This is a genomic window from Pseudomonas khavaziana (genome assembly GCF_019145205.1).
GTDB classification, from domain to species: Bacteria; Pseudomonadota; Gammaproteobacteria; order Pseudomonadales; family Pseudomonadaceae; genus Aquipseudomonas; species Aquipseudomonas khavaziana.
Genome location: NZ_JAHSTT010000003.1, coordinates 113,422 through 140,200 on the forward strand (window position 1 = coordinate 113,422; position 26,779 = coordinate 140,200).

Annotated in this window: 24 protein-coding genes; 4 read left to right on the forward strand and 20 right to left on the reverse strand. The window is 60.9% G+C overall.

The window, feature by feature from the left end:
- Positions 1-56 precede the first annotated feature (56 nt).
- The gene (locus tag KVH01_RS08425; RefSeq protein ID WP_217881134.1) at positions 57-320 is read right to left on the reverse strand and encodes a hypothetical protein; all 264 of its coding nucleotides are present in this window, start codon (positions 318-320) and stop codon (positions 57-59) included.
- Between the two features lie 66 nt (positions 321-386).
- On the reverse strand, positions 387-1,658 hold the full coding sequence (locus KVH01_RS08430; RefSeq protein WP_217881135.1) for a hypothetical protein: 1,272 nt from the start codon (positions 1,656-1,658) through the stop codon (positions 387-389).
- A gap of 421 nt (positions 1,659-2,079) precedes the next feature.
- Here KVH01_RS08430 and KVH01_RS29780 point away from each other — a divergent pair, with 421 nt between their 5' ends.
- On the forward strand, positions 2,080-2,268 hold the full coding sequence (locus KVH01_RS29780) for a hypothetical protein (RefSeq protein WP_225924112.1): 189 nt from the start codon (positions 2,080-2,082) through the stop codon (positions 2,266-2,268).
- Between the two features lie 2 nt (positions 2,269-2,270).
- On the opposite strand, the gene KVH01_RS08440 is transcribed toward KVH01_RS29780, so the two are convergent.
- The 11 genes from KVH01_RS08440 to KVH01_RS08490 form a co-directional block, all read right to left on the reverse strand.
- A complete protein-coding gene (locus KVH01_RS08440) occupies positions 2,271-2,915 on the reverse strand; it encodes a methionine ABC transporter permease (protein WP_034117212.1) in 645 nt (214 codons plus the stop codon).
- On the reverse strand, positions 2,905-4,020 hold the full coding sequence (locus KVH01_RS08445; protein ID WP_217881136.1) for a methionine ABC transporter ATP-binding protein: 1,116 nt from the start codon (positions 4,018-4,020) through the stop codon (positions 2,905-2,907). Before KVH01_RS08445 ends, KVH01_RS08440 begins: the two co-directional genes overlap by 11 nt.
- Positions 4,017-4,832 (reverse strand): MetQ/NlpA family ABC transporter substrate-binding protein, encoded by an 816-nt coding sequence (locus tag KVH01_RS08450; protein ID WP_043047406.1) that lies wholly within the window; start codon positions 4,830-4,832, stop codon positions 4,017-4,019. Before KVH01_RS08450 ends, KVH01_RS08445 begins: the two co-directional genes overlap by 4 nt.
- Before the next feature lie 143 nt (positions 4,833-4,975).
- On the reverse strand, positions 4,976-6,328 hold the full coding sequence (locus tag KVH01_RS08455; RefSeq protein WP_217881137.1) for an LLM class flavin-dependent oxidoreductase: 1,353 nt from the start codon (positions 6,326-6,328) through the stop codon (positions 4,976-4,978).
- Entirely contained in the window at positions 6,328-7,521 is a 1,194-nt protein-coding gene (locus KVH01_RS08460; RefSeq protein ID WP_217881138.1) for an SfnB family sulfur acquisition oxidoreductase, read from the reverse strand. The genes KVH01_RS08455 and KVH01_RS08460 overlap by 1 nt, the downstream gene beginning before the upstream one ends.
- A gap of 39 nt (positions 7,522-7,560) precedes the next feature.
- Positions 7,561-8,802, reverse strand: a complete 1,242-nt coding sequence (locus tag KVH01_RS08465) for an SfnB family sulfur acquisition oxidoreductase (protein ID WP_217881139.1) — start codon at positions 8,800-8,802, stop codon at positions 7,561-7,563.
- Positions 8,803-8,989: 187 nt separating this feature from the next.
- Positions 8,990-9,787, reverse strand: coding sequence for a hypothetical protein (locus KVH01_RS08470; protein WP_217881140.1), 798 nt, complete (start codon positions 9,785-9,787; stop codon positions 8,990-8,992).
- A gap of 370 nt (positions 9,788-10,157) precedes the next feature.
- Positions 10,158-10,904: an L-cystine ABC transporter ATP-binding protein TcyN gene (tcyN, locus tag KVH01_RS08475; RefSeq protein ID WP_043047401.1), complete on the reverse strand. Its 747-nt coding sequence runs from the start codon at positions 10,902-10,904 to the stop codon at positions 10,158-10,160.
- A 3-nt stretch (positions 10,905-10,907) separates the two neighbouring features.
- Positions 10,908-11,573 (reverse strand): cystine ABC transporter permease, encoded by a 666-nt coding sequence (tcyL, locus tag KVH01_RS08480; protein ID WP_003187646.1) that lies wholly within the window; start codon positions 11,571-11,573, stop codon positions 10,908-10,910.
- Positions 11,573-12,367, reverse strand: coding sequence for a cystine ABC transporter substrate-binding protein (gene tcyJ, locus KVH01_RS08485; protein ID WP_043047400.1), 795 nt, complete (start codon positions 12,365-12,367; stop codon positions 11,573-11,575). Before tcyJ ends, tcyL begins: the two co-directional genes overlap by 1 nt.
- A 276-nt stretch (positions 12,368-12,643) precedes the next feature.
- Positions 12,644-13,639 (reverse strand): D-cysteine desulfhydrase, encoded by a 996-nt coding sequence (locus tag KVH01_RS08490; protein ID WP_217881142.1) that lies wholly within the window; start codon positions 13,637-13,639, stop codon positions 12,644-12,646.
- A 167-nt stretch (positions 13,640-13,806) separates the two neighbouring features.
- Between KVH01_RS08490 and epsC the strand changes: the two genes are divergently transcribed.
- The 3 genes from epsC (at position 13,807) to mgrA (ending at position 18,275) form a co-directional block, all read left to right on the forward strand.
- Positions 13,807-14,733, forward strand: coding sequence for a serine O-acetyltransferase EpsC (epsC, locus tag KVH01_RS08495; RefSeq protein ID WP_057010541.1), 927 nt, complete (start codon positions 13,807-13,809; stop codon positions 14,731-14,733).
- 402 nt (positions 14,734-15,135) lie between these two features.
- On the forward strand, positions 15,136-17,097 hold the full coding sequence (gene betT, locus KVH01_RS08500; RefSeq protein WP_164486656.1) for a choline transporter BetT: 1,962 nt from the start codon (positions 15,136-15,138) through the stop codon (positions 17,095-17,097).
- A gap of 140 nt (positions 17,098-17,237) precedes the next feature.
- A complete protein-coding gene (gene mgrA, locus KVH01_RS08505) occupies positions 17,238-18,275 on the forward strand; it encodes an L-glyceraldehyde 3-phosphate reductase (protein WP_043047396.1) in 1,038 nt (345 codons plus the stop codon).
- A gap of 128 nt (positions 18,276-18,403) precedes the next feature.
- On the opposite strand, the gene tauD is transcribed toward mgrA, so the two are convergent.
- The 7 genes from tauD to KVH01_RS08540 form a co-directional block, all read right to left on the reverse strand.
- Entirely contained in the window at positions 18,404-19,252 is an 849-nt protein-coding gene (gene tauD, locus KVH01_RS08510) for a taurine dioxygenase (protein ID WP_217881143.1), read from the reverse strand.
- Between the two features lie 3 nt (positions 19,253-19,255).
- Positions 19,256-20,092 (reverse strand): taurine ABC transporter permease TauC, encoded by an 837-nt coding sequence (gene tauC / locus KVH01_RS08515; RefSeq protein WP_217881144.1) that lies wholly within the window; start codon positions 20,090-20,092, stop codon positions 19,256-19,258.
- Positions 20,089-20,868 carry a taurine ABC transporter ATP-binding subunit gene (gene tauB / locus KVH01_RS08520; RefSeq protein ID WP_217881145.1) on the reverse strand — a complete coding sequence of 260 codons (780 nt, stop codon included), beginning with the start codon at positions 20,866-20,868 and terminating at the stop codon, positions 20,089-20,091. The genes tauC and tauB overlap by 4 nt, the downstream gene beginning before the upstream one ends.
- A 17-nt stretch (positions 20,869-20,885) precedes the next feature.
- The gene (tauA, locus tag KVH01_RS08525) at positions 20,886-21,863 is read right to left on the reverse strand and encodes a taurine ABC transporter substrate-binding protein (RefSeq protein ID WP_043047392.1); all 978 of its coding nucleotides are present in this window, start codon (positions 21,861-21,863) and stop codon (positions 20,886-20,888) included.
- Positions 21,864-22,085: 222 nt separating this feature from the next.
- Entirely contained in the window at positions 22,086-23,669 is a 1,584-nt protein-coding gene (gshA, locus tag KVH01_RS08530; RefSeq protein WP_217881146.1) for a glutamate--cysteine ligase, read from the reverse strand.
- A gap of 214 nt (positions 23,670-23,883) precedes the next feature.
- Entirely contained in the window at positions 23,884-24,267 is a 384-nt protein-coding gene (locus KVH01_RS08535; protein WP_043047390.1) for a PaaI family thioesterase, read from the reverse strand.
- Complete coding sequence (locus KVH01_RS08540) at positions 24,267-26,591, reverse strand: Tex family protein (protein WP_043047389.1); 2,325 nt, start codon at positions 26,589-26,591, stop codon at positions 24,267-24,269. Before KVH01_RS08540 ends, KVH01_RS08535 begins: the two co-directional genes overlap by 1 nt.
- Between the last annotated feature and the right edge of the window lie 188 nt (positions 26,592-26,779).

Sequence of the window (26,779 nt, forward strand, 5' to 3'; positions counted from 1 at the left end):
GTGAGAACACAGCAACTATATCCGATGCTTGGGCCGCTACCACAATCTAGGCTTAACTAATCTTCGTAAATATTGTGCCAATTAGGACCGTCCTTATCACAAGGAAATAGGTAGCAAAATTGCCCTACCACCTTCCGCGTTTCAGGTGGTGGCAAAGGCCAAGGTTCAATTTGAAAAGAGAAGGCGGTGGCGTCGTCTAGAACAAGTTTAGAAATTACCTCCCCTGTCAGCGACGGGGTGCCTGCCGCAGTACCGCTTATAGCGACCATAAATAACAATGCAACGGATGCAAGGCTGTTCGACGTCATGAGTTTTGACATGGTTTTTCCCTGAAGTTAGATGTCGTTGGCATGAAGTGGCGTTTGCTGCCTTATGTGTTGATGCACTCAGGGCAATCCCGCTGCTACTGCATCCATGTCCTGAGTGCTGTTGATGTTCACGCCACCTGCGTAGCCTCCGCTTTGAGAGAAGGTGTCTAGCCAATTTTTTTTGCCTCCACCTATCGAAGCGAGACAGTTGGTGGTCGCAGGGCTTCCACCGGTTGCGGGGTACCAGATACAGCCGGTGATGTACTGATCAACATCGCTGTTGAGCGCGACGGTGTTGTTATCGGCGATACCGAACGCTTGGGTCGACACCGCTCCCGTCGGAGGCTGAATCAGCTGAATGCCCGCCAACCCCGCTGGGGGAATCCACGTTAAGTCGCTCACTCTACCGGTGTCTTCCTGTCGTGATGCCAGCACAACTCCCGCGTTGTTGATTGCGCGTCCGGCATTTTTGGACTTGATAGAAAGGGTCAAGGTCAGAGGCGCTGTCGTCGGGGTCATCCAGGCTGCGGTTCGGACCGGGTTGGTGGCGGTATCGGGGTACTCGCAGTAACCCACCGATTGCAGTGCGTTATTGAGTCCTTTGACATAGCAACGATTGGCTCCAGTCGCTATGGGTAAAGAGCTTATGGTATAGGTCGTGACGTTAGCCTTAGCTACTTGGGGAATTGTGATGCCGTTGGTGCTGGGACAGTTCATGGCAATGCTGGGGTAGCCATTCGACAGGCTGTCACTGACCCCCACTGGAACGCATTTATCGTTGTAACCAAGCAGTCCAAGCAGCGAAGAAAATACCCGCTTAGGCGTGTCATTCCCTGCGAGCCATATGACGGTAGATAGCTCCTGATTACTGCTGATACTCCATCCAACCATATCCCCGCGTTGATTGGACGCCATGATGATTGTCTTTACGTCCGCGGCACGCAGCGGCAGCACTACCCCAGGAAGCGGCTTGAGAGCTGTCGGAATACTGTTTGGAGTGGTGGCGTTCCAGATCACGGCGGTGTTGACATTATTTTCATTCTTGCAAGCACCGCCGATCCACCCGGCGTTCGAGATATTGAGGGCGCGACAAGGCTGTCCAACAACCAATGGCTTGAGCGCTACTTGTGAGTTCTCTGTGTTCGTATCTGCTAACCAAGGGACGTTGTTGGCGCTGGCACTGGCCGGTGTGCAATTGCCAACAGCGATACCATTGTCGTTGATGCCGGAGGTTTTGCATTGGGCTCCCGCTTCATGCCCTAGGTTGGTGTAGGCGGCAGCGTTGACGGTCAAGCTGACCGTGCTCAGTAAAATACAACCCGCAAACCCTAAAGAGTGCATTTTCATCATCAGCCCATCCTTGGTGAGAGATTCCGTCTGATTAGATACGCACAGAAAACAACCAACAACTGTCAGAGTTAACAGGTATAGGCGAGTGGATTCAGCGTTTGCTCCGGGCCTTTGCTGACCATCAGCTGGATCGTGGCGATTATGGTGGCAGTGCTGGCCTATGTCGGCATCATCATTCGTGCCCGGCCCGCCCATGTTGCCCTGGGTGAGCTGTCCGGCGAATTCTGGCTGGCCTGTGCTGGCGCCGGGGCTGCGGCGCCTGCCTGGTGGTGTGCATGCGCGATCACAAGAACCCGGTGGCGTTCGCATCACTGGCGGCCTTTGCGCTCATTGTTTCCTTGGACTGATCCCCGCGAGCGGGTCGAAATTGGGCGGCTTGCCGCTGCAAGGTTTCGCTTCGGGAGGGCGTGTATGTACGCTGATGAGTTGGTCGGACGGGGCCAAGGTCCCCGGCGTGCTGATAGACGCCGCCCACCCGCAGCGCAGCGTGAAACTGCGGGTGATGGCCGACTCGGACGGCAGTTATGTCGTGCGCCCCTGGCAGGCCAAGGAAAAAACCGTCAGCTTCGTGCCCCATGCCAGCGTGGCCCAATTGGATGAGTGCCCCTGACCTCAGCGCTTGTTCAACACCCGCGCCAATCGATCACCACCCAACTGGATCACCGCCACCAGGACCACCAGCAGCACAATCACCGTGAGCATGATCTGCGTGTCAAAGCGCTGGTAGCCATAACGATAGGCAATGTCGCCCAAGCCACCGGCGCCAATTGCCCCGGCCATGGCCGATGAGTTGATCATGGTCACCAGGGTGATGGTGAAGCCGCCGACGATTCCCGGCAGCGCTTCGGGCAACAGCACGTGCCAGATGATGTGCCAGCGTCGGCAGCCCATGGCCTGCGCGGCTTCGATCAGGCCGTGGTCGACTTCGCGCAGGCTGACTTCGGCGATGCGTGCAAAGAACGGCGTGGCGGCGATGGTCAGCGGCACCACGGCCGCCCATACGCCATAGGTGGTGCCAACGATCAGACGGGTAAAGGGGATCAGCGCCACCATCAGGATCAGGAACGGAATGGAGCGGAACAAGTTCACGAACGCCCCCAGCACGCGGTTCAGGGCCGGCGCCTGGTAGATGCCGCCCTTGTCGCTGGTGACCAGGAACACTGCCAGGGGAATCCCTACCAGCAAGGCGATCAGCGATGACACGCCGACCATTAACAGAGTGTCGATGGCGCCCTGCACTAAACGATCAAACCACATAACCCAGCACCTCCACCTGTTGCGCCCAATTGCCGGCGCGGTTGCGCAGTTCTTCGGCGTTGTGCGGTGAGCCATTCACCGCCAGCAGCAATTGCCCCAGGGCGTGCCCCTGGATGCGTTCCACACCACCCTGCAACAAGCGCACGCGCCCGCCGAGGGCGCTGAACAAGGCGGCGAGGTCCGGCTCATCGCTATCGCTGCCGGTGAATTGCAAGCGCAGCACCAGCGCCGCGCCCGCCAAGGATTGTGTGGGTTGCAGGCGGCTTTGCAATTCAGGCGGCAAGCCGTGTTGCAGCGGTGCGAGCAGGGTCTTGCTGACCTCATGCAGGGGGTTGCCGAACACTTGCCACACCGGGCCTTGCTCGACGATATGCCCATGTTCCAGCACCACCACGCGGTCGCAGATTTCACGGATCACGGCCATCTCATGGGTGATCAGCACGATGGTCAGGCCCAGGCGTTGGTTGATTTCGCGCAGCAGGCCGAGGATCGACTGAGTGGTTTCCGGGTCAAGGGCCGAGGTGGCTTCGTCGCACAGCAGAATCTCGGGGTCATGCACCAGCGCGCGGGCAATGCCAACACGCTGTTTCTGCCCGCCAGAGAGCTGCGCCGGATAGGCGGTGTGCTTGTCCTGCAAACCCACCAGTTCCAACAGCGCACGCACCTTTTGCTCACGTTGGGGCTTGGGTACGCCGGCAACCTTGAGCGGCAACTCGACGTTCTGCCACACGGTCTTGGCCGACATCAGGTTGAAGTGCTGGAAGATCATGCCGATGCGCCGCCGCAGCGCCACCAGGTGGTCTTCGTCGAAGCCGCCGATGTCGACTTGATCAATCAGCACCCGCCCACTGCTGGGTTGCTCCAGGCGGTTGATGGTGCGGATCAGCGATGACTTGCCGGCGCCGCTGCGGCCGATGATGCCGAACACTTCGCCACGCTGGATCGCCAGGTCGATGCCTTGCAGGGCGTGTACCGTGCCGTCGTAGGTCTTGCCCAGGTTGATAAAACGCACGTGGGCGCGGTTGAGGTCCGGGTGTAGTTCAGTCTGCTCGGCGTCGCTGGGCCCATGGCCCAGGTCGCGCAGTTGGGCGTTGGCGGCGGTCATTTCTTATCTTCCCAGCCGACTTGGTAGAGCTTGCCGAGGGATTTATCCAGCGCCGCACGCACCACTGGCGAGTGCTGGTAGATGTCGACGAACTTGATCACCCGAGGGTCGGTTTTGCTCTTGGGTTGGATGACGAACTGGATCACGTATTCCGGATGGTCCAGACCGTCGAACAGCAGCGCCGACTCCGCATCGAAGGTCTTGGACAGGCGGATATAAGCCGGGTAGCCCTGCACCAGGTCGGCATCGTCATAGGCGCGCACCAGTTGCACGGCTTCCACTTGCAGGATCTTGATCTTTTTCGGGTTGCTGACGATATCTTCTTCGGTGGCCTTGTAGCCCACCCCCGGCTTGAGGGTGATCAATCCGGCCTTGGCCAGCAGTTGCAGGCCGCGCCCGCTGTTGATCGGGTCGTTGGCAATCGCCACGCTGGCACCTTCGGGCAGGTCGTTGAAGCTTTTGTACTTTTTCGAATACAGCCCGACGTTGTTGATGATGCCCGGGGCATAGGGCACCAGGTCAAAGCCGGCGGCGGCCTTGGCGTTTTCCAGGAAGGGGATGTGCTGGAAGTAGTTCACGTCGATATCGCCTGCCGCCAGGCTGACGTTGGGAGCGATCCAGTCGGTGAACTCCACCAGCTCGACTTTCAGGCCTAGTTTGCCGGCCTCTTCTACGGCCGCTTCCAGGGGAATGGCGAAGGCGGCGGTGGTGCCGACTTTCAGTGGTGTGTCGGCGGCGAATACCGCTGTGCTGAATAAGCTGAAGGCCAGGGCCAGTACTTTGACTGGGTGGGTGAGCAATATTTTTTTCATCATCAATTTCCAGTCATAAGGTATTGGTAAGAGTCACGGGGTCAACTGTGGGAGGGGGCTTGCCCCCGATGGGGGAGTGTCAGTGCATACAGCTGTGTCTGACCCACTGCTATCGGGAGCAAGCCCCCTCCCACATTTTTTGATCAGTGACGGTAGGTGGAGCCGGTGTGTTGTTCGGGTAGTCGAGCGGCGCCGTGGAAAACCTTTTCCCGCAACGTGCCCTGCGCATACTCGGTCTTGTACGAGCCACGCCGCTGCAACTCCGGTATCACCATGTCGATGAAATCCACATAGCTCTCCGGCGTGACAATGCGCGTCAGGTTGAAACCATCCAGCCCGGTTGCGCTGATCCAGGATTCCAGTTCATCCGCCACCTGTTCAGGCGAGCCCACCAAGGTGATATAGCGCCCACCCAGGGCATGCTGGTCGAGCAATTTGCGCCGGGTCCAGTCGTTGTTTTGCAGGTTTTTGGTGGCCGATTGGATTGCGTTGCTCTTTACGTACTGGATGGGCTCGTCCAGTTCGTATTGGGAGAAATCAATCGCCGTCGAGGCGGAGAAATGCGCCACGCCGGCTTCCGCGCTGGCATAGCTGAGATACTCGGCGTGCTTGCGCCAGGCCAACGCTTCGGTGGCGCCCACGATCACATTGAGGCCCATGAACACCTTGATGTCGTCCGGGTTGCGCCCCGCCTCCACCGCGCTGGCGCGCACCTTATCCACCTGGATTTTGGTTGAGGCCTTGTTCTGCCCGCTGATAAACACGCACTCGGCATGCCGCCCGGCGAACAACAAGCCACGCTCGGAACTGCCGGCCTGAAACAGCACCGGCGTACGCTGCGGCGACGGCTCGCAGAGGTGATAACCCTCTACCTGATAGAACTCGCCGTGGTGTTCGACTTTGTGCACCTTGCCCGGTTGCGCATACACCCGCGCCTGTGGATCGTTGAGCACTGCGTCGTCTTCCCAGCTGCCTTCCCAAAGCTTGTACAGCACTTCCAGATACTCATCGGCCTGGTCGTAGCGCCGGTCATGCTCGACCTGTTCGGAGAGGCCCATGGCCTTGGCCGCGCTGTCGAGGTAGCCGGTGACGATGTTCCAGCCGACTCGGCCGCGGCTCAGGTGGTCCAGCGTGGACATGCGTCGGGCGAACAGATAAGGCGGCTCGTAGGTGAGGTTGGCGGTCAGGCCAAAACCCAGGTTGCGGGTGACGGCGGCCATGGCCGAGACCAGCAGCAACGGGTCGTTGACCGGCAGTTGGATCGACTCCTTGAGCGGCACGTCAATCGAGTTCTGATACACGTCGTAGACACCGACGATGTCGGCGATAAACAAACCATCGAACAACCCGCGTTCGAGGATCTGCGCCAGTTCGGTCCAGTATTCGAGGGTCTTGTACTGGGTCGAGTTGTCCCGTGGGTGAGTCCACAGGCCGTGGTTGATATGCCCGATGCAGTTCATGTTGAAGGCATTGAGCAGGATCTTCTTTTTGCTCATCAGATGGTCCCCCGCAGCGGCGGGTTTTCATCGTTGAGGTAGTAGTTGCCCACGGCGTGGTACTTCCAGCGCACCGGGTCGTGCAGGGTGTGCACCCGGGCGTTGCGCCAGTGGCGGTCCAGGCCATGCTCGGCGAGCGTCGCCTGGCTGCCGGCCAGTTCGAACAAGGTACTGCCGGCAGCCAGGGAAATCTCGGTGCTCAAGGCGCGCACTTCGGCCACGGCGATGGATGCGGCGGCGACGGTCTGGGCATTGCTGTCAGCCTGGGCGCGGTCGAGGAATTCCCCGGAGCGCTCCAGCAAGGCCTCGGCAGCGTGCAGGCGAATGCTCAGGTGGCCGAAGCTTTTGAGGGTCAGCGGATCTTCGGTGGCTTTGTCGTTACCGGAATCGATCCACGGGCGGGTCTTGGTTCGCACAAAGTGCAAGGCATCTTCAAAGGCGGCGCGGGCGATGCCGGTGTCGATAGCCGCGTGAAGGATCTGCGCCAGCGGGCCGACGGTGGTCGGGCGTTCAAAGGCGCTCTGGAACGGGATCACGTCCTGTGCCGCAACCCACACGTTGTCGAACACCACCGAACCGCTGCCGGTGGTGCGCTGGCCGAAGCCGCTCCAGTCGTCGATCACCGTCAGGCCCGCGCTGTCGCGTGGCACGAAGGCCAGCTGCTGGATGCCATTTTCATCCACCACCGAGGTGGGGATGCGTTGCGCATAGATAGCGCCAGTGGCGTAGAACTTGCGCCCATTGATGCGAAAACCATCGCCGTCGCGGGTGAGGCTGGTCACGCGGTCATGGGCGGTCTTGGTACCCAGCTCCGCCAAGGCGTTGCCAAAGCGCTGGCCGGCCAGCACCTCGGCGTACAAGCGCTGCTGTTGTTCGGGGCTGCCGTTCACGCGCAACACTTCGAGGGCGTAGAAGTGGTTCTGCGGGATCTGGCCCAAGGAGCCATCGGCCTGGGCAATCAGAGCGATGACCTTGGCCAGGGTCACGTTGGACACGCCCGCGCCGCCGTGGGCCTTGGGCACGCTGATGCCCCATAGCCCGGAGCGGGAAAACACGTCCAGTTCGGGCAACGGCAGACGCCGTTCACGGTCGCGTTGGGCGCTGTCACGGCGCAAGTCTTCAGCGAGATCACTGGCGACAATAAGGGCATGTTCATCGCTGGTGATAACCGCGACGTGGTGAGAAAGGGTCATGAGTTTCTCCAGAAGCTCGTGGAAAAGTGTTCTGGTCGGTTAAATCCAGGAGTGGCGCGCCGGTAACATGCCGTTCAAGCGATAGGCGCCGATAGCGTGGTACTTCCAGCGCACCGGGTCGTGCAGGGTGTGCACCCGGGCGTTGCGCCAGTGGCGGTCGAGGTTGAATTCGGCGAGGGTGGCGCGGCTGCCGGCCAGTTCGAAGAGCTTCTCGGTGACCAGCAACGACACTTCGGTGGTCAGCACTTTCGCTTCGGCCACCGCGATTGACGCGCGTGCGGCAGATTGCGCGGTGATCGGCGCGGCGCTGACGTCGTCGAGCACCTGGCCAGCCTTGCGCAGCAACGCTTCGGCGGCGTGCAGTTCGATTTTCAACTTGCCGATATCGGCAATCACATACAGGTCGTCGCTGGCCCGTTCGACCTTGGCGTCGATCCAGGGGCGCGAACGCTCACGCACGAAGGCGATGGTGTCGTCCAGGGCTCCACGGGCGATGCCGGCGTCGATGGCGGCCTGGATCAACTGCGACACGGCACCCTGGATGTTCGGGCTTTCGCCCAGGCGCCAGTTGTCGATAACCAGCTCCGGGTCGACCCGCACCCGGTCGAGCAAGACGGTGCCGCTGGCGGTGGTGCGTTGGCCAAAGCCCGACCAGTCATCGACGATGCGCAGCCCTTCGCTGCCGCGCCGAACGAAGGCCATGACTTGCTTGCCGTCATCGTTCAGCGCCTTGATCGCGACCCAGTGGGCAAACAGCGCGCCGGTGGAATAGAACTTCTGGCCGCTGACCACCAACCCGTCGCCTTCTGCCGTGAGGCGCGCCTTGAGTTCCAGGGTGTTTTTGGTGCCACGTTCCGGGCCACCGTTGCCGATGCGCCAGCCGTCGAGCACGCTCTGGAACAGCTGCTTTTTCTGGCGCTCGGTGGCGATGTTCTGCAACACATGCAGGATGCCGAAGTGGTTCTGCGGAATCTGCCCGAGGGCCGGGTCGGCCGCGCTGATGATCGCGAACACTTCGGCCAGGGTCACGAACGACACCTGCGGGCCACCGTATTCGCGGGGAATTGAAATACTGCCCAAGCCGCTGCGGGTGAATTGTTCGAGCTGTGCCCACGGCAGCTTGCGTTGCTGGTCGCGCTTGGCGGCCTGCAAGCGTGCAGCCTGGGCCAGCTCGTGGGCGGCGCTCAACGCCTGGGCGTCGTCGCGCAAAACCGTGGCCGGCAACAGTAGGGGGGCTACGTCCAGATCACTCTGGGTGGGTGTTAGAGCCAAGTTAGACATCAGCGCCGCTCCTTGGCTGCACGCAATGCCCTGGCGTTATGCACCGGGGTAATTCTGACCATACCGACCTCGCATTCAATGAAATAAAAACTGAAAAATCAGGAATGTCCGGTGGTCCGGTGCATATACCCTAAGCGTGTTAATTCTTTAAATAAACTAACTTTTAGGAATATGCATAGAAGGGCTGTCACCCCGGTTCACAAGGTGAGCCGAAGCGACGTGGTTGATAGCCTGGCGCGGGCGAGGCAGGGCGGGTTGTTGCTGCTGACGCGCAGGCGGCGATGCGCAAAGTGCGGGAGGGCGCCCAACGGGAATTATTGCCGACGCGATCAAGAATGCAGTAGGTGACGTCCAACCGGCAGTCGTCGCCCGCTTCGATAATCACCTGGGAGGGCACCCACACCTGTACCGCCAGGCCTACGTTCCCGGCCTGGATTTTCGGCAGGTCCAGGCGTACGTCACCCCAGCGCAGAGTGATGGCGTCTCCGGTGCTCATGTTCAAGTAAGGCTCGATCGTCAGCGGGATGCCGCGGCGTACCTGGCAGCTGTTGACGCCATAGCGGCGGATGGTTTCAGGCAGGCCGACGGGGGCGAGGTTCTGGTTTTCATCACCCCTTTCGTGGTTCAGAAGAGACGAGGGCAGGCCGCCGGGGTAGTTGGTTTTGACCCGCACCAGGGTCGCAGCAGAGCGTATAGGCCCATGACCGATCTGCAGGACCTGGTAGTGGACGCGCGCGGGGCCGTCCTGCACAAAGCTTTCCGGTACCCACAGGTGGGTGAACGTGCCGATCTTGCCAGCGGTCACCTTGCGCGAAGCGGCGAAGCAGTTATTCCAGAACAGTTCGATCAGGTCGCCTTCTTCCATGCCTGGGTAGGGTGAAATGTCTACTTGCAAGTGCGTGGAGGCCAGGGCGCTGATGCCGCTTCCAATCGCCTGGGGCAATTTGGGGGCAGTGAGCGTGGCCGGGATTTGGGTGTGTGTCATCAGTAATCTCCTTGATGCAGCCAGCAGCAATCGTTCCGAGCTCCCTGCACACAGGCGCAAGGCGGTTCGAAAGGAACGATTCAGTCAGTAGCCGGGATAGGATCCAATCCTCAAGGCGCTAGATAAGAGGGTTGGCCGCGGAGCGTCAATGGAGGCAAAAGGCTAAACGGCGGGTTTGAAGATATTCAGAAGAGTCTGACGGGGAGGGGGACTTTAAGGTCGTTACGGCGGGGTATTTTAAGCGCTGGAACGGTAACCCGTTGTAGGAGCGAGCTTGCTTGCGAAGAACGTCAACGATAACGCGGTGAATCAGATTGACCGAGTTGCCTGAGCGTTTTTCGCGAGCAAGCTCGCTCCTACAGAGGGTGGGTCAGTGGGCGAGGAATTTGCTCAGAAACTGCCTGGTTCGCTCTTCCCTGGGATTGGCGAACAACGCCTTGGCTTCGCCCTGTTCGACGATCACGCCCTTGTCGAAAAAAATCACCCGGTTGGCCACATCCCGGGCAAAGCTCATCTCGTGGGTAACGATGACCATGGTGCGGTTTTCTTCGGCCAGGCTGCGGATGGTCGCCAGCACTTCGCCCACCAGTTCCGGGTCAAGGGCCGAGGTGGGTTCGTCGAACAGGATCACCTCCGGCTCCATGGCCAGCGCCCGGGCAATCGCCACACGCTGTTGCTGGCCGCCGGACAACCGCCGTGGGTAGGACGCTTCCTTGCCCGCCAGGCCGACCCTGGCCAATAGCTTGCGCCCCAGTTCGGTCGCCGCTTCCCGCGGCATCTTCTTGACCACGATCGGCCCTTCGATGACGTTTTCCAGCGCGGTGCGGTGCGGGAATAGGTTGAAGTTCTGGAACACAAAGCCCACATGCTGGCGCAGGCGCCGCACCAGGCCCTGTTGCTGGTTGAGCGGCCTGCTGCTGTCGATCTCTATGTCACCGACCTTGATGCGGCCGCTGGTGGGCTCTTCGAGGAAATTCAGGCAGCGCAGGAAGGTGGTCTTGCCGGAGCCGCTGGGTCCGATGATGGCGACCACTTCGCCCGCCTTGACCTCCAGGTCGATGCCGTTGAGCACCACCTGGCCGTTGAATTGCTTGGTCAGTTTCTCAACCACGATCATGCTTCAAGACTCCAGGTCATGCCGGTTGACGCGGTCTTCCAGACGGTTTTGCAGATGCGCCAGAATGCTCGCCAGGATCCAGTAGATCAGGGCCGCGGACAGATACATGGTGAAAATTTCGAAGGTACGCGCCGACACCAGTTGGGCCTGGCGGAACAGCTCTGGCACCTGGATGGTGGCGGCCAGCGCAGTGTCCTTGACCAGCGAGATAAAGCTGTTGCCCAGGGGCGGCAGGGCTGTACGCATGGCCTGCGGCAAAATGGCCCGGCGCAGGGTCTGCGCACGGGTCATGCCGATACTGGCGGCCGCTTCCCACTGGCCACGCTCGATGGAGGCGATGGCGGCCCGCAGGATTTCACAGGCGTAGGCTGCCATGTTCAGCGAAAAGCCGATCATGGCAGCCGGGATCGGGTCCAGCTCGATGCCCACTTGCGGCAAGCCGTAGTAGATCAGGAACAGTTGCACCAGCAACGGCGTGCCGCGAAAGAACGACACGTAGACCCTGGCCGTCCAACTGAGCAACTTGAAGCGCGACAGGCGCATCAACGCCAGGCCGAAGCCCAGCAGCAAGCCGAAAAACATCCCGCCAAGGCTGAGGATTACCGTGTAGTACGCGCCCTTGAGCAGAAAGGGCGCGGAGTCCAGCGCGAGTTGGAAACCTGCTTCCATTATTGAGTGACGTCAGCGTTGAAGTACTTCTCGGACAGCTTCTTCAAGGTGCCGTCGGCGCGCAGCTTGTCGAGGGCCGTGTTCACCGCGTCGAGCAGTTCAGGCTCGCCTTTGCGCAGGGCAATCCCGGATTCCTGGCGTGAGAAGGCGTTGCCGGCTGCGGCGGTGTCCTTGGCTTTCTTGGCGTACTCCAGGGCGGCCAGGCGGTCGATCAGGATCGCGTCGATACGGCCGATGCGCAGGTCCTGGAACTTGGTCGGGTCATCGTTATAGGTCTTGATAATGGCTTTAGGCTGGTTATCCTTGAGCCATTGTTCGTAGTTGGTGCCCAGGCCTACGCCGACTTTCTTGCCGGCCAGGTCGTCGGCAGTCTTGATGGTGTCGACGTTCTTCGCCAGGGTCAGCGCCTGGATACCGGAAACGGTGTAGGGCTTGGAGAAGTCGTACTTTTTCTTGCGCTCTTCGGAGATGGTCACTTGGTTGACCACGGCGTCCAGGCGCTTGGATTCCAGGGCGGCGAGGATGCCGTCCCACGGGGTGGCCTGTAGCTTGACCTTGACGCCCAACTCCTTGGCCAGAGCTTCGGACAACTCCACCTCGAACCCGCTGAGCTTGCCGCTTTCATCGACGAAGCTGAAGGGTGGGTAGGTGCCTTCCAGGCCGATCTTGATCTCGCCGGCTTTCTTGATGTTGCCCAGCTGTTCGCCGGCAACCGCCTGGCCCAGCCAGCCAGCGCCAAGCGCCAGGCCCAATGTGCCAACCAGTAGCGTGCGACGCAATACAGAAATAGTCATGGAGAGCCCCTGTGTTTTTATGGTGAGCGAAGCAGGTGACGCGGTTGTCGTATCCTGCCTTAAAGCGCGGTGTGCGTCTTCTTCTGCGGCGCGATGATAAAGCGGGTTTTTAAGACTTGAAAATAATAAAAATGACAATTTATATTCTTTTTTTGAATATGAATTAGGTCTAAGTGGGAGGGGGCTTGCTCCCGATAGCGGTGGGTCAGTGATATATGCATAAACTGATACTCCCCTATCGGGAGCAAGCCCCTCCCACATTTTAATCCTGCTTAGTCAGTTAAATACGCAGTCGTAGGCAAACAACGCCGGCGCCCCACCGGTATGCAGGAAAATAATCGGCCCGTCCTCAAATCGCTGACGCCCGATGCCGTCCAGCAAACCGGCCATGGCCTTGCCGGTATACACCGGGTCCAGCAGCAGACCTTCCTGGCTGGCCAAAAGTTTGATCGCAGATAGAGTGCCGGCATTTGGCTCGCCATACCGAGGGCCGAAATACTCGTCCCACAAGGTCACCTTGAAGGCTTCGGGCATATCCATACCGAGCAACTCGGCGGTGCGTTCGGCTAGGCCCTGTACTTTGGGAAACTGCGCTTCTTCGGTGCGCGACACCGTGATGCCGATCACCGGCAACTGCGGCAGCACTTCGCTCAAGGCCAAGGCCAGGCCGCTATGGGTCCCGGCGCTGCCCGAGGCGAGCACCACGGCGGCGAATTCAATGCCGCTGTCTTCAATCTGTGCGGCCAACTCCAGCCCGGCACGCACATAGCCCAAGGCGCCGAGGGCATTGGAGCCGCCGATCGGCACCAGGTACGGTTTCTTGCCATTGCTGCGCAGGCGGTCGGCGAGGGCATTGAGTTGGTCGTCGGCGTTGTCGAGGTTTTCCACCAATTCCACTTTGGCGTCGAACAGGTCCAGCAGCAGGCGGTTGCCATTGCCCAGGTAATTGATGTTATCGGTGCCGGTGGGGTTTTCCAGCAGGGCCACGCAACCCAGGCCCAGCTTGGCCGCCAGCGCGGCGGTCTGGCGTACGTGATTGGATTGGATGGCGCCGGCGGTGACCAGGGTGTCTGCGCCCTGGGCGATGGCGTCGGCTGCCAGGTATTCGAGTTTGCGCAGCTTGTTGCCGCCCATGGCCAACGGTGTGGTGTCATCGCGTTTGACGTAAATGTCCCTGCCCAGCCAGGCCGACAGCCGCTCGAGCTTTTCCAAAGCGGTAGCACCGCCCAGCAGTTCCAGACGGTTAAAACGGTCAAGCTGTTGTTTGATCATGGCTACGCACGGTGACTGAGTGATGTGGGGGACTATAGGCAGGCACTTTTCATCGGGCAACCGGCAATCGCTTATGCCGGATAGTTCTTATGTTCATACCATTGGTTCTTAAGAGCTGCCACGGTGCATACCGTAAAGTGATGGCCATTTCGTCAGGAGTGAATACCGTGAGTGAGCGTTCCAGTCATTGGCAATTGCAGACCATCGTCAGCCAGCTGCGCGGCGCCCGCGACCAGTGGCGAACGCGCAACGGGCGCTTGAGTGGCGAGCATGGTGGCCGCGAATTGCCGTCCCGCGAGGCAGTGGCGCAGATCCTTGAAGCCTTGTGTGGTGCGCTGTTCCCCATGCGCCTGGGCCCGGTGGACCTGCGCGAAGAAAGCGAAGATTTCTATGTAGGGCACACCCTCGATGTGGCGCTCAATGCCTTGCTTGCCCAGGCGCGCCTGGAGCTACGCTACGCCGCACGCCAGGGCGGTGAGGATGCTGGTGAAGTCGATGCCCTGGCCATTCGCCTGATCCAGGATTTCGCCCTGGCGCTGCCGTCCCTGCGCAGCCTGTTGGACACCGACGTACTCGCCGCCTACCACGGCGACCCGGCTGCCCGCAGCGTTGATGAAGTGCTGCTGTGCTACCCGGGCATCCTGGCGGTTATCCACCATCGCCTGGCTCATCATTTATACCGGGCCGGTTTGCCGCTGCTGGCGCGGATCAGCGCGGAGATCGCCCACTCGGCCACCGGCATCGATATCCACCCCGGTGCGCAGATCGGCCCGAGCTTCTTTATCGACCACGGCACGGGTGTGGTGATTGGCGAGACCGCGATCATCGGCGAGCGGGTGCGTATCTACCAGGCCGTGACACTGGGCGCCAAGCGCTTCCCGGCGGACGAGGATGGGCAGTTGCAAAAAGGCCATCCGCGGCATCCGATCGTTGAGGATGACGTGGTGATTTATGCCGGGGCGACGATCCTGGGGCGGATTACCATCGGCAAGGGCTCGACCATTGGCGGTAATGTGTGGCTGACCCGCAGCGTACCGGCGGGGGCGAATATCACCCAGGCGAACTTGCAGCATGATGATGGGGCGCAGAAGTAACCGCGCACTCAGGCACTACACAAAACCAATGTGGGAGGGGGCTTGCTCCCGATAGCGGTGGGTCAGCTTATCTGTAGCTGACCCACCGTAATCGGGAGCAAGCCCCCTCCCACATTTTTAGTGCATTCCACCTTGGAGTCGCTGAACGATTTCCAGTCTCCACGCGTCATACCAATCCTTGAGCTAGTGTAGGAATCATCTACCACTCAGCCCTGCGATTAGTCCCGGACCGCCTATTCATGTTTAACTTGAACGTTCGTTCAAGTTAAACCCGGTGGTTCGCTGCCCGCTCACAACAGGAGGCTTACCTTTGCTGAGTCCGTTATTTACAGCCACATCCCACACCCCAGGGGTGCATCGTTCATGAGTGCATCGTCCACCCCATCCAGCGGCCTGGTGCGCATGAATGCGCCCGTTTTCTACTTTGCCGCGACTTTTATCCTGCTGTTTGGCATTACCGTCATCGCTATCCCGCAACAGGCTGGTGCCTGGTTGCTGGCGGCGCAAAACTGGGCGGCCAATACGGTCGGCTGGTACTACATGCTGGCGATGACCCTGTATCTGGTCTTCGTGGTGGTCACCGCGCTATCGGGCTACGGCAAGATAAAACTCGGTGCCGACCACGACGAGCCCGAATTCAGTTACCTGTCCTGGGCCGGCATGCTGTTCGCCGCCGGTATCAGCATCACGCTGTTTTTCTTCTGCGTCTCGGAGCCGTTGACGCACTTGGTGCAACCGCCCCAAGGCGAGGCAATGAACGCCGATGCGGCGCGCCAGGCCATGCAGGTGCTGTTCCTGCACTGGGGCCTGCATGGCTGGGGCGTGTTCGCCTTTGTCGGCATGGCCCTGGCGTATTTCGCCTACCGGCATAACCTGCCGCTGGCATTGCGTTCGGCGCTGTACCCGCTGATCGGTAAGCGTATCAATGGTCCTATCGGCTATGCGGTGGATGGCTTCGGCATCATCGCCACGGTGTTCGGCCTGGGCGCCGACATGGGCTTTGGTGTGCTGCACCTCAACTCCGGCCTGGACTACCTGTTTGGCATTGCCCACACCCAGTGGATCCAGGTGGGGCTGATCACCCTGATGATGGGCGCGGCGATCATCGTTGCCGTGGCCGGTGTCGACAAGGGTGTGCGGGTGATGTCCGACATCAACATGCTGCTGGCCTGTGCGCTGCTGCTGTTCGTATTGTTTGCCGGGCCGACCCAGCACCTGCTCAATACCCTGATCCAGAACATCGGTGACTACCTGGGCGCATTGCCCACCAAGAGTTTCGATGTGTATGCCTACGACAAGCCGAGTGACTGGCTGGGTGGCTGGACGGTGTTCTATTGGGCCTGGTGGATCGCATGGTCGCCATTCGTGGGCCTGTTCATCGCCCGTATTTCCCGTGGCCGTACCATCCGCGAATTCGTGTTCGGCGTGCTGCTGATCCCGCTGGGCTTTACCCTGGCGTGGATGTCGATCTTCGGTAACAGCGCCATCGATCAGGTGCTCAACCATGGCATGGTCGCATTGGGTCAGTCGGCTATCGATGATCCGTCGATGAGCCTCTACCTGCTGCTGGAAACCTACCCGTGGAGCAAGACCGTCATCGCGGTCACGGTGTTTATCAGCTTCGTGTTCTTCGTGACCTCGGCGGACTCCGGCACGGTGGTGCTGTCCACCCTGTCGTCCAAAGGCGGCAACGCCGATGAAGACGGGCCGAAGTGGCTGCGGGTGTTCTGGGGCGCGATGACCGCGCTGGTCACCAGTGCCTTGCTGTTTGCCGGCAGCATCGATTCGCTCAAGTCAGCGGTGGTACTGACCTCGCTGCCGTTCTCGCTGATTCTGCTGCTGATGATGTGGGGGCTGCACAAGGCGTTCTACCTCGAGTCGCAGAAGCAGATCGCCCAGTTGCATTCCCTGGCGCCGATTTCGGCTTCGCGCAAAGGCCGTGGTGGTTGGCGCCAGCGCCTGAGCCAGGCCGTGCACTTCCCGTCTCGCGATGAGGTGTATCGCTTCCTCGAATCGACGGTGCGCCCGGCCATCGAGGAAGTGACGGCGGTGTTTGTCGAGAAGGGCCTGAATGTGGTCACTCAGCCAGACCCCTCCAACGACAGCGTCAGCCTGGAAATCGGGCATGGCGAGGAGCATCCGTTTATCTACCAGGTGCAGATGCGTGGCTACTTCACGCCGTCGTTTGCCCGCGGTGGCATGGGCTCCAAAGAGATCAACAACCGCCGCTATTACCGGGCGGAAGTGCACTTGAGCGAGGGCAGCCAGGACTACGACCTGGTGGGCTACACCAAGGAACAGATCATCAACGACATCCTCGACCAGTACGAGCGGCACCTGCAGTTCCTGCATCTGGTGCGCTGAGTAATATGCGCTAAACCGTTCCTCTCAAGTAGGCCTTTGCTGTAAAAGGAAGAGGCAGACTTAAGCGATTCAGCTGCTTAAAAGGCCTGGGAATATTGATATTCCCAGGCCTTATTTGCCCAAGCTCAAGAGAGGATTCGATGACGTACATTGCTGCCGAAAACCGCTATGAATCTATTCCTTATCGCCGCGTAGGTCGCAGTGGATTGGTGCTGCCAGCACTGTCCCTGGGGCTGTGGCACAACTTTGGCGACAGCACCCCGATCGACACTCAGCGCGCCTTGCTGCGCACGGCGTTCGACCTGGGCATCAACCATTTCGACCTGGCCAACAACTATGGCCCGCCCTATGGCAGCGCCGAGATCAACTTTGGCCGCTTGCTGCGCGAAGACTTCAAGCACTATCGCGACGAACTGATCATCTCCAGCAAGGCCGGTTGGGACATGTGGCCCGGCCCGTACGGCCAGGGCGGTGGTTCGCGCAAATACATCCTGGCGAGCCTGGACCAGAGCCTGCAACGCCTGGGCCTCGACTACGTGGATATCTTCTACTCCCACCGTTTCGACCCCGACACACCCCTGGAAGAAACCGCCAGCGCCCTTGCCACCGCCGTGCAGCAGGGCAAGGCGTTGTATATCGGCATCTCCTCCTACTCCGGTGTGAAGACCCGCGAAATCGCAGCCTTGCTCAACGAGTGGAAAGTGCCGCTGCTGATCCATCAGCCTGCCTACAACCTGCTCAACCGCTGGGTGGAAAAAGACCTGCTCGACACCACCGAAGAACTCGGTGCCGGGGTGATCGCCTTCACGCCGCTGGCCCAGGGCTTGCTCACTGATAAATATCTCAACGGTGTACCGGCCGATGCACGGGTCAACCGCCCGGGTGGCGGCTCCCTGCAAGCCCAGCACCTGTCCGAAGCCAACATCGCCCACGTGCGCGCACTGAATGAAATCGCCAAGCGCCGTGGTCAGAGCCTGGCTCAATTGGCCCTGGCGTGGACCTTACGGGATCCACGGGTGACCAGTGCGCTGATCGGTGCCAGCCGGCCGGAGCAGATCATCGAGAATGTCGGGGCGTTGCAGAACCTGAGCTTCAGTGCTGAGGAACTGGCGGAGATTGATCGGTTTGCGCAGGAAGGCGGGATCAACCTGTGGGAAAAGCCATCGACCGCTGAATAACTGACACAACTGGGTCAAAAATGTGGGAGGGGGCTTGCTCCCGATAGCGGTGAATCAGCCAGCACAGAGGTGACTGACAGGTTGCTATCGGGAGCAAGCCCCCTCCCACATTTGTACTTCGCCAGGCTCTAGAACGGCACGTCACCCAAGATCGTCGCCCGATGCATCACCCGCCGCTGCGGCCGGTAGTCATCCACAGCGTAATGCTGAGTGACGCGGTTATCCCAGAACGCCACGTCGTTCTCTTGCCAGCGCCAGCGGAGGGTGAATTCCGGCCGTGTCGCGTGGGCGAAAAGCAGCTTCAGGATAGCTTCGCTCTCCGCCGGCTCCAGCTCATTGATCCTGGTGGTGAAGCCTTCACTGACAAACAGCGACTTGCGGCCACTCACCGGATGCGTGCGCACCACGGGGTGCGACAGCGGTGGGTTTTTCCTGCGGGTTTGTTCCCAGCGCATCAGGTCTTCGGCGCTGTTGCCGAAGCGCTCCAGCGGGAAGGACTTGGTGAAATCGTGAGTGGCAGTCAACCCTGTGAGCAGCGCCTTCATGGGAGCGGACAGTGCCTCATAGGCCGCAATACCACTGGCCCACAAGGTATCGCCCCCGAACGCCGGCAATAGCTTGGCGCTGAGCACCGCGCCCAGGGCCGGCGTCGGCAGGAAGGTCACGTCGGTGTGCCACACCGCGTTGTCGCGCACGTCGGTGACGGCGGTGTCGAGGATCAGCACTTCGGGCTGTTCCGGCACGTTGGGGTAGATCGGGTGGATATGCAGGTCGCCGAAGTGCGCTGCGAACCGCGCTTGCTGCTGCGGGGTGATCGCCTGGTCCCGGAAGAACAGCACCGAGTGGCTGAGCAGCGCCTGCTCGATGGCATCGCGATGTGCCTCGCTCAGCGGCTGGGTGATATCGACGCCACTGATCTGGGCGCCCAGGGCGGTGCTTAATGGGGTAACGGTCAGGCTGCTCAATTGAGTTCTCATCACTTAGTGTGCCTGGCCGTGCCATGGCACTAATTTACGCTGCAGGGCGCGCAGGCCCATTTCCATGGCAAAGGCGATCAGTGCGATGACCAGGATCCCCAGCACCACCACATCGGTGACCAAAAACTGCGCCGCCGACTGCACCATGAAACCCAGGCCGCTGGTGGCTGCAATCAGCTCGGCGGCGACCAGGGTCGACCACCCCACACCCAGGCCGATACGCACCCCGGTGAGGATGTCGGGCAAGGCGCTGGGCAGGATCACATGGCGAATCAGTTGTGCACGGGTGGCACCCAATGACTGCGCGGCACGCAGTTTGGCCGGGTCGACGGTGCGCACGCCGGTTGCAGTGGCGATGGCAATCGGGGCGAAGATCGCCAGGTAGATCAGCAGCACCTTGGACAGCTCGCCGATGCCGCACCAGATCACAATCAGCGGCAGATAGGCCAGGGGCGGAATCGGCCGGTAGAACTCGATCAGCGGATCGAGAATGCCACGGGCGATACGGTTGGCACCGATGGCAATCCCCACCGGTACGGCGGTCAGCACCGCAAAGCCCAGGCCCAGGCCGATACGGCTGAGGCTCGCGCCCAGGTGCTGCCACAAGGTGGAATCCATGTAGCCGGTGGTCGCCAGCAGCCAGCCTTTTTGCAACACGGCGGATGGTGGCGGCAGGAACAGAGGTTCGATCAAGCCCGTGGCGGTCACCGCCCACCAGAGGGCGAGCAGGGCGACCAGGGTCAGGACGCTGATCCAACGCGTGCTCAGGCTGCGGCGTACCGGGATAGTGGCGTGCGCCACCCGCTTGCTGGCCGTGGCGGGAAGTTCGTAGCTGCTCATGCGTACACCTGCCGTTGGGAGAACACCTTGCCCAATACGTGCTCGCGGGTTTCGATAAAGCGCGGGTCGGACTTGATCGCCCGCGCCGACTCCCCGGCGGCATAGCGTTGGCCGAAATCCAGCTGCAGGCGTTCGACGATCTGGCCGGGGTTGGGTGCCAGCAGGATCAAGTCCGTGGCGAGGAACACCGCTTCTTCAATGTCATGGGTAATCAGCAATACCGGCTTGGCGGTGCGCCGCCAGACTTGCAGCAGCAGCTCTTGCATCTGTTCGCGGGTGAAGGCATCCAGGGCGCCGAAGGGCTCGTCCATCAGCAATACCCGCGGGTCTGCCGCCAAGGCACGGGCCAGGCCGACGCGTTGCTTCTGGCCGCCGGAGAGTTGCCAGATGCGGCGGCTGTCGAAACCGGCCAGGTCCACCAGGGCGAGCATTTCGCGGGCGCGAACTTCGCGCTGCGCCTTGGGCACGCCGGCCAGTTCGAGGCCGAAAGCCACATTGGCGAGCACGTCTTGCCAGGGCAGCAAGGCATCGTCCTGAAACACCACGCCGCGTTCGGCGCTGGGGCCTTTGACCGGCAAACCGTCAAGGGTGATGCGCCCGGCAGACGGTTCGACGAAACCGGCGATCAGGTTCAGCAGTGAAGTCTTGCCACTGCCGGACGGGCCGAGGGCGACCAGCAGTTGCTGGGGCCCGAGGTCCAGGGATATGTCAGACAGTACCGGTTCCGGGGCGCCTGGGTACTGTGCGCTGATGCGCTCCAGTTGTAGCAAGGCCATCGCGATCAACTCCTGAATCAGTGGGTGATGAACTGGGCGCTGACGTAAGGGGCGTAGTCCGGCAGCACGGCGTCGACCTTGCCTTGTTCCTTGAGGAACGCAGCGGTGTCGGTGACGGCTTGGGTGGTCGGTGCGCCCAGCAGGGTGACCTGGTCAGCGGCCAGCGGGTAGACGTTGCCTTGCAGCAGCAAGGGGATATCGCTGGGCTTGGCGCCGGAGAGTTTCACCAGTTTGTCGACATTGCCTGTGTCGGCGAGCCAGGCTTGGGGGTCTTTGCGGTAGGCGGCGTAGGCATCCAGGGTGACCTTGGCGAAGGCGGTGACGATTTCCGGGTGCTTCTCGGCGAAGTCCTTGCGCACAATCCAGGCATCGAAAGTCGGCGCGCCGAACTTGGCCAGCTCGCCGGAGGTGATCAGCACCTGGCCGTTTTCCTTGGCTACGCCCAGGGCGGGGTCCCACACGTAGGTGGCGTCGATATCACCGCGCTTCCAGGCGGCGATGATGGCCGGAGGGGCGAGGTTGAGGATGGTGACTTTGGCCGGGTCGATGTTCCAGTGTTTCAGCGCAGCCAGCAGGCTGTAGTGGCCGGTGGAAACGAAGGGCACGGCGATCTTTTTGCCGATCAGGTCCTGGGGGCTGTTGATCCCCGAACCGTTACGCGCCACCAGTGCTTCGGCGCCGCCGATCTGGGTGGCGACCAGGAAGGTTTGCACCGGCACCTTACGGGTTATCGCGGCGGTCAGCGGGCTGGAACCGAGATAGCCGATCTGCACGTCGCCGGAGGCGATGGCGGCAATGATGTCGGCGCCATTGTCGAATTTGCGCCAGTCGATCTTGGCGTGGGTGGCTTTTTCATAGGCACCGTCAGCTTGGGCGACTTTGGCCGGGTCGACGGTGGTCTGGTACGCAATGGTCACGTCTGCCGCCTGGGCAAACAGGCTGGCACCGGCCAGGGACAACGCGGCCAACAGGCGCAGAGGGGTCAGCAGTTTCAAGGGGAAGCTCCTCAATCAGGCGGCCGAGGGTCGGCGTGTGAGGAGACTAAATGATCTAAGAATTCTAAAATAAATAACTTTTTCGAATTAGCTTATGAAGCAAATTCTGCGCATGCGAGGGACCAATGTGGGAGGGGGCTTGCTCCCGATAGCGGAATGACAGTCACTGGATGATTGACTGAAAGACCGCCATCGGGGTGCAAGCCCCTCCCACACAAGCCATCAGTTGCTGATGGCGAGGATACTGGCCTGGTACGACCCGACAAACACATCGAAATCGCCCACTTCGTTCTGCTCCAGCTCCGCCTGCTGTGCCAGCGACGTGCGGGCCTGTTCTTCGAAGCGCGCCTGCTCTTGGGCAGCCAACGGCTCGCTGCGGAAGTACTCGGCATGCACCTCGCTCTGATGCAGGGAGAATTGCGCAAAACTCTCCTTGCGCTCGGCCATCGCCGCCAGCACCTGGGCCGACGGCGTCAGGGACGAATCCTTGACCTTGGCCAACTGGGCGTCCAGCGCCTCGCTGTGTTCGGTGATGCCGTGGCTCTCATCAAGCAAGGCCGCCAACGGAGCAATCTTCTCCAGCAATTCGGCAGCCCACTCCTTCATGTCCACTGCCTGGCCTTCACGTTGCAATTGCAGGCCCGGACGGCGACCTTCCTTGACCACGCTGAGGAAGTTGGACGTGGCATTGCCACATTCGTTATTGGCAAACAGCGGGCTGTCGTTCAACGCGCAGTACAGCAGGAACGCGTCGAGGAAACGCGACGCTGGCAGGTCGATACCCATCGGCAGGAACGGGTTGATATCCAGGCAGCGTACTTCGATGTACTGGATACCGCGGGCCATCAGCGCCTGGATCGGCCGCTCGCCGGTGTAGGTCACGCGCTTGGGGCGGATGTTGGAGTAGTACTCGTTTTCGATCTGCAGGATGTTGGTGTTGAGTTGCACCCACTCACCATCCTTGTGCGTGCCGACTTCGACGTATGGCGCGTAGGGTGTTGCCACCGCTTCGCGCAGGCTGTCGGTGTAGCTGGCCAAATCGTTGTAGCACGGCGTCAGGCCGGCCTGGGCGTTGCTCTGGTAACCCAGGTCGCTCATGCGCAGGCTGGTGGCGTAGGGCAGGTACAGGGTCTCGGCGTCGAGCACTTCCAGCTGGTGCGAACGCCCGCGCAGGAAGCCGGCGTCCAGGGCCGGCGAGGCACCGAACAGGTACATCAGCAGCCAGCTGTAGCGGCGGAAATTGCGGATCAGCGCGATGTAGGCCGTGGACTGGTAGTCGCGGTCGGTGCCGACAAATCCTTCGGCTTCCTTGAGCAGCGGCCACAGCTGTTCCGGCAGGGAAAAGTTGTAGTGGATGCCGGCAATGCACTGCATGGTCTTGCCGTATCGCAGGGCCAGGCCCTTGCGGTACACGTACTTGAGCTGGCCGATATTGGAGGTGCCGTAGTAGGCAATCGGAATATCTTCCTCGGCCGGCAACGGGCACGGCATCGAGGGGCTCCACAGGTACTCGTTGCCCAGCTTGCTATAGGCAAAGCGATGGATCTTGTCCAGGCTGCCCAGGGTATCGGCCGGGTCGGGCAGGGCTGGGGTGATGAACTCCAGCAGCGATTCCGAGTAATCGGTGGTGATCTGTTCGTTGGTCAACGCAGCGCCCAGGGCTTCAGGGTGCGGCGTTTGCGCCAGGCGACCCTCGCTGGTGACACGCAGGCATTCACGCTCGATGCCGTGCAAGCACTGCTCTAGCAGGGAGAGGTGTTCGCGCTTGCCGAGCAGGGCCAGGCGGCGGTTGAGAAGTTCGCTCAAGTTGGATTCCTTCACGCGTCAGTCGCCCCAATATGGGGGTGGGCAGGACGGTCTACAAGGGTGAAGTTGAAACTGGCGTGATCGCCTGGTTCTGAGTCGATTTAACCCGCTCTGAATATGCCTACTTCACTCAATGAATTGGGCTACAGCGCAGCGAGAAAATTCCGACGCTGTTATCGCAGCGCCGAAATTAACTCAAATCGGGGGTGGGGAGCTATAGGACAGCGAAGGTGCCCTGCGCTTTTGCGACAAGTCTTTCGCCTTGGTACACGTCGGCTTCGACCACCAGGGTGCGCCGCCCGGCGTGGATCACCCGGCTGGTGCACAGCACCTCACCGTCTTCCACGGCACGAATATAGTTGATCTTGCATTCGATGGTGGCGCTCTGCTGGTCGAACCCATGGGCGCTGGAACAGGCCAGGCCCATCGTAATGTCCACCAGGCTGAAAATCGCCCCGCCATGGAGCTTGCCTGCGCGGTTGCGCAGGTGTGGCTCCAGGGCCAGGGCCACCTCGGCAACGCCCTCATCCAGGCGTTGCAGGCGGCAGCCGATCAGTTCGCTGAACGCGCTCTGGGTCAAACCGGCCGGGATTTGCATCAGCGTTTCTTCAACTGTTTGGCGTTGGCGAACAGCGATGCCATGGCATTGTTGCTCGGCGCGGCCGTTGCGGTTTCCTTGCGCGGCGCGTTGTTCTGCGACTGGCGCGGTGCCGAGCCCGGACGCGCTCCGCGGGCACCGTCGATTTTCTCGCCAGGGGTATCGCTCATGCGCATCGACAGGCCGACGCGCTTGCGCGGGATGTCGACTTCCATGACCTTGACCTTGACCACATCGCCGGCTTTCACCGCTTCGCGTGGGTCCTTGATGAATTTCTCCGAAAGCGCGGAGATGTGCACCAAGCCGTCCTGATGCACACCGATATCCACAAACGCGCCGAAGTTGGTCACGTTGGTCACCACGCCTTCGAGGATCATGCCCGGTTGCAGGTCCTTGAGGTCTTCGACGCCGTCCTGGAACTCAGCGGTCTTGAACTCGGGGCGCGGGTCGCGGCCAGGTTTTTCCAGCTCTTGCAGGATGTCGGTGATGGTCGGCACGCCAAAGGTTTCGTCGGTGTACTTCTTCGGGTCCAAGCGCTTGAGGAACGCGGCATCACCGATCAATGACCGGATATCGCGATCGGTCTCGGCGGCAATACGCTGCACCAGCGGGTAGGCTTCCGGGTGAACTGCGGAGGCATCCAGCGGGTTGTCGCCATTCATCACGCGCAGGAAGCCGGCAGCCTGTTCGAAGGTTTTTTCACCCAGGCGTGCGACCTTTTTCAGCGCGGCGCGGGTTTTGAACGCGCCGTTCTCGTCACGGTGGCTGACGATGTTCTGCGCCAGGGTTGCGTTGAGGCCGGAAATGCGCGCCAGCAGCGCCACGGACGCGGTGTTCACATCCACGCCCACGGCGTTTACGCAGTCTTCCACCACCGCATCCAGGCCGCGTGCCAGTTTCAGCTGTGATACGTCGTGCTGGTACTGGCCGACACCGATGGATTTAGGATCGATCTTCACCAGTTCGGCCAGCGGGTCTTGCAGGCGGCGGGCGATGGACACCGCGCCACGGATCGACACGTCGAGGTCCGGGAATTCCTTGGAGGCCAGCTCCGACGCTGAGTACACCGAAGCGCCTGCCTCGGAAACCATGACCTTGGTCATCTTCATGGCTGGGTATTTCTTGATCAGTTCGGCGGCCAGCTTGTCGGTTTCACGGCTGGCGGTGCCGTTACCGATGGCGATCAGGTCCACCGCGTGCTTGGCGCACAGGGCGGCAAGGATCGCCAGGGTCTGGTCCCATTTGTTGTGTGGCACGTGGGGGTACACGGTGGCGTGGTCAAGCAACTTGCCGGTGGCGTCGACCACGGCGACCTTGCAACCGGTACGCAGGCCCGGGTCAAGGCCCAGGGTGGCACGCGGGCCGGCCGGTGCGGCCAGCAGCAGGTCGTGCAGGTTGTGGGCGAACACGTTGATCGCCTCGGTTTCGGCGCCGTCGCGCAATTCGCCGAGCAGGTCGGTTTCCAGGTGAGTGTAGAGCTTGACCTTCCAGGTCCAGCGCACGACTTCACCGAGCCACTTGTCCGCAGGACGGTTCTGATTCTGGATGCCGAATTGTTGAGCGATCATGCCTTCGCACGGGTGCATGGCGCCCGGTAGCTCGTCGCCGACTTTCAGTGAGGAGCTGAGAATACCTTCGTTGCGACCGCGGAAAATCGCCAGGGCGCGGTGGGACGGCATGCTTTTGAGCGGCTCGTCGTGCTCGAAGTAGTCGCGGAATTTGGCGCCTTCTTCCTCTTTGCCGGCGATGACGCGGGCGCTGAGGATGGCTTCCTGCTTCAGGTAGGTACGCAGTTTTTCCAAGAGGCTGGCGTTTTCGGCGAAGCGCTCCATCAGGATGTACTTGGCGCCTTCAAGGGCGGCCTTGATGTCGGGGACGCCTTTTTCAGCGTCGGTGAAGCGGGCGGCTTCGCTTTCCGGCGTCAGCGACGGATCGTTGAACAGGCCATCAGCCAGATCGCCCAGGCCGGCTTCGAGGGCTATCTGACCCTTTGTACGACGTTTCTGTTTATACGGCAGGTAAAGGTCTTCTAGGCGGGTCTTGGTGTCCGCCAGCTTGATGTCGCGTTCCAGTTGAGGGGTCAACTTGCCCTGTTCCTCGATGCTGGCGAGGATGCTGATACGCCGTTCGTCGAGTTCTCGCAGGTAGCGCAGGCGCTCTTCCAGGTGCCGCAGTTGGGTATCGTCGAGGCTGCCGGTCACTTCTTTTCGGTAACGGGCGATGAAAGGCACCGTGGAGCCCTCATCCAGTAGAGCGACGGCCGCCTCGACCTGTTGTGGGCGTACACCGAGTTCCTCGGCAATGCGGCTGTTGATGCTGTCCATAAAACCACCTGAAATTCTTAAAATCAGCTCGCCGGCCCGTAAAACAAGGCCCGGCAAGACTGGTTGAGCGGCCCGACTGGCGCCGCTGCCTGGGTCAAGAGGCTGTCTGTTGACCCTCGAAATCGAAAAAATCACGACAAGCGGGAAAAAAAAGCCCGGCAGCAAACGGTAACGATCTGACGTTGCCC

Excerpts from the sequence above, each read along its gene's own strand:
- tcyN (WP_043047401.1), bottom strand. The coding sequence starts at position 10,904 with ATGATCGTGGTTGAGAAACTGACCAAGCAATTCAACGGCCAGGTGGTG.
- KVH01_RS08450 (WP_043047406.1), bottom strand. The coding sequence starts at position 4,832 with ATGAAAAAAATATTGCTCACCCACCCAGTCAAAGTACTGGCCCTGGCC.
- tcyL (WP_003187646.1), bottom strand. The coding sequence starts at position 11,573 with ATGGAAGCAGGTTTCCAACTCGCGCTGGACTCCGCGCCCTTTCTGCTC.
- KVH01_RS08490 (WP_217881142.1), bottom strand. The coding sequence starts at position 13,639 with ATGATCAAACAACAGCTTGACCGTTTTAACCGTCTGGAACTGCTGGGC.
- KVH01_RS08535 (WP_043047390.1), bottom strand. The coding sequence starts at position 24,267 with ATGCAAATCCCGGCCGGTTTGACCCAGAGCGCGTTCAGCGAACTGATC.
- KVH01_RS08460 (WP_217881138.1), bottom strand. The coding sequence starts at position 7,521 with ATGACCCTTTCTCACCACGTCGCGGTTATCACCAGCGATGAACATGCC.
- KVH01_RS08470 (WP_217881140.1), bottom strand. The coding sequence starts at position 9,787 with ATGACACACACCCAAATCCCGGCCACGCTCACTGCCCCCAAATTGCCC.
- KVH01_RS08465 (WP_217881139.1), bottom strand. The coding sequence starts at position 8,802 with ATGTCTAACTTGGCTCTAACACCCACCCAGAGTGATCTGGACGTAGCC.
- KVH01_RS08540 (WP_043047389.1), bottom strand. The coding sequence starts at position 26,591 with ATGGACAGCATCAACAGCCGCATTGCCGAGGAACTCGGTGTACGCCCA.
- mgrA (WP_043047396.1), top strand. The coding sequence starts at position 17,238 with ATGACGTACATTGCTGCCGAAAACCGCTATGAATCTATTCCTTATCGC.
- KVH01_RS08455 (WP_217881137.1), bottom strand. The coding sequence starts at position 6,328 with ATGAGCAAAAAGAAGATCCTGCTCAATGCCTTCAACATGAACTGCATC.
- tauC (WP_217881144.1), bottom strand. The coding sequence starts at position 20,092 with ATGAGCAGCTACGAACTTCCCGCCACGGCCAGCAAGCGGGTGGCGCAC.
- KVH01_RS08425 (WP_217881134.1), bottom strand. The coding sequence starts at position 320 with ATGTCAAAACTCATGACGTCGAACAGCCTTGCATCCGTTGCATTGTTA.
- tcyJ (WP_043047400.1), bottom strand. The coding sequence starts at position 12,367 with ATGACTATTTCTGTATTGCGTCGCACGCTACTGGTTGGCACATTGGGC.
- betT (WP_164486656.1), top strand. The coding sequence starts at position 15,136 with ATGAATGCGCCCGTTTTCTACTTTGCCGCGACTTTTATCCTGCTGTTT.
- KVH01_RS08445 (WP_217881136.1), bottom strand. The coding sequence starts at position 4,020 with ATGACCGCCGCCAACGCCCAACTGCGCGACCTGGGCCATGGGCCCAGC.
- tauD (WP_217881143.1), bottom strand. The coding sequence starts at position 19,252 with ATGAGAACTCAATTGAGCAGCCTGACCGTTACCCCATTAAGCACCGCC.
- tauB (WP_217881145.1), bottom strand. The coding sequence starts at position 20,868 with ATGGCCTTGCTACAACTGGAGCGCATCAGCGCACAGTACCCAGGCGCC.
- KVH01_RS08430 (WP_217881135.1), bottom strand. The coding sequence starts at position 1,658 with ATGATGAAAATGCACTCTTTAGGGTTTGCGGGTTGTATTTTACTGAGC.
- KVH01_RS08440 (WP_034117212.1), bottom strand. The coding sequence starts at position 2,915 with ATGTGGTTTGATCGTTTAGTGCAGGGCGCCATCGACACTCTGTTAATG.
- KVH01_RS29780 (WP_225924112.1), top strand. The coding sequence starts at position 2,080 with ATGAGTTGGTCGGACGGGGCCAAGGTCCCCGGCGTGCTGATAGACGCC.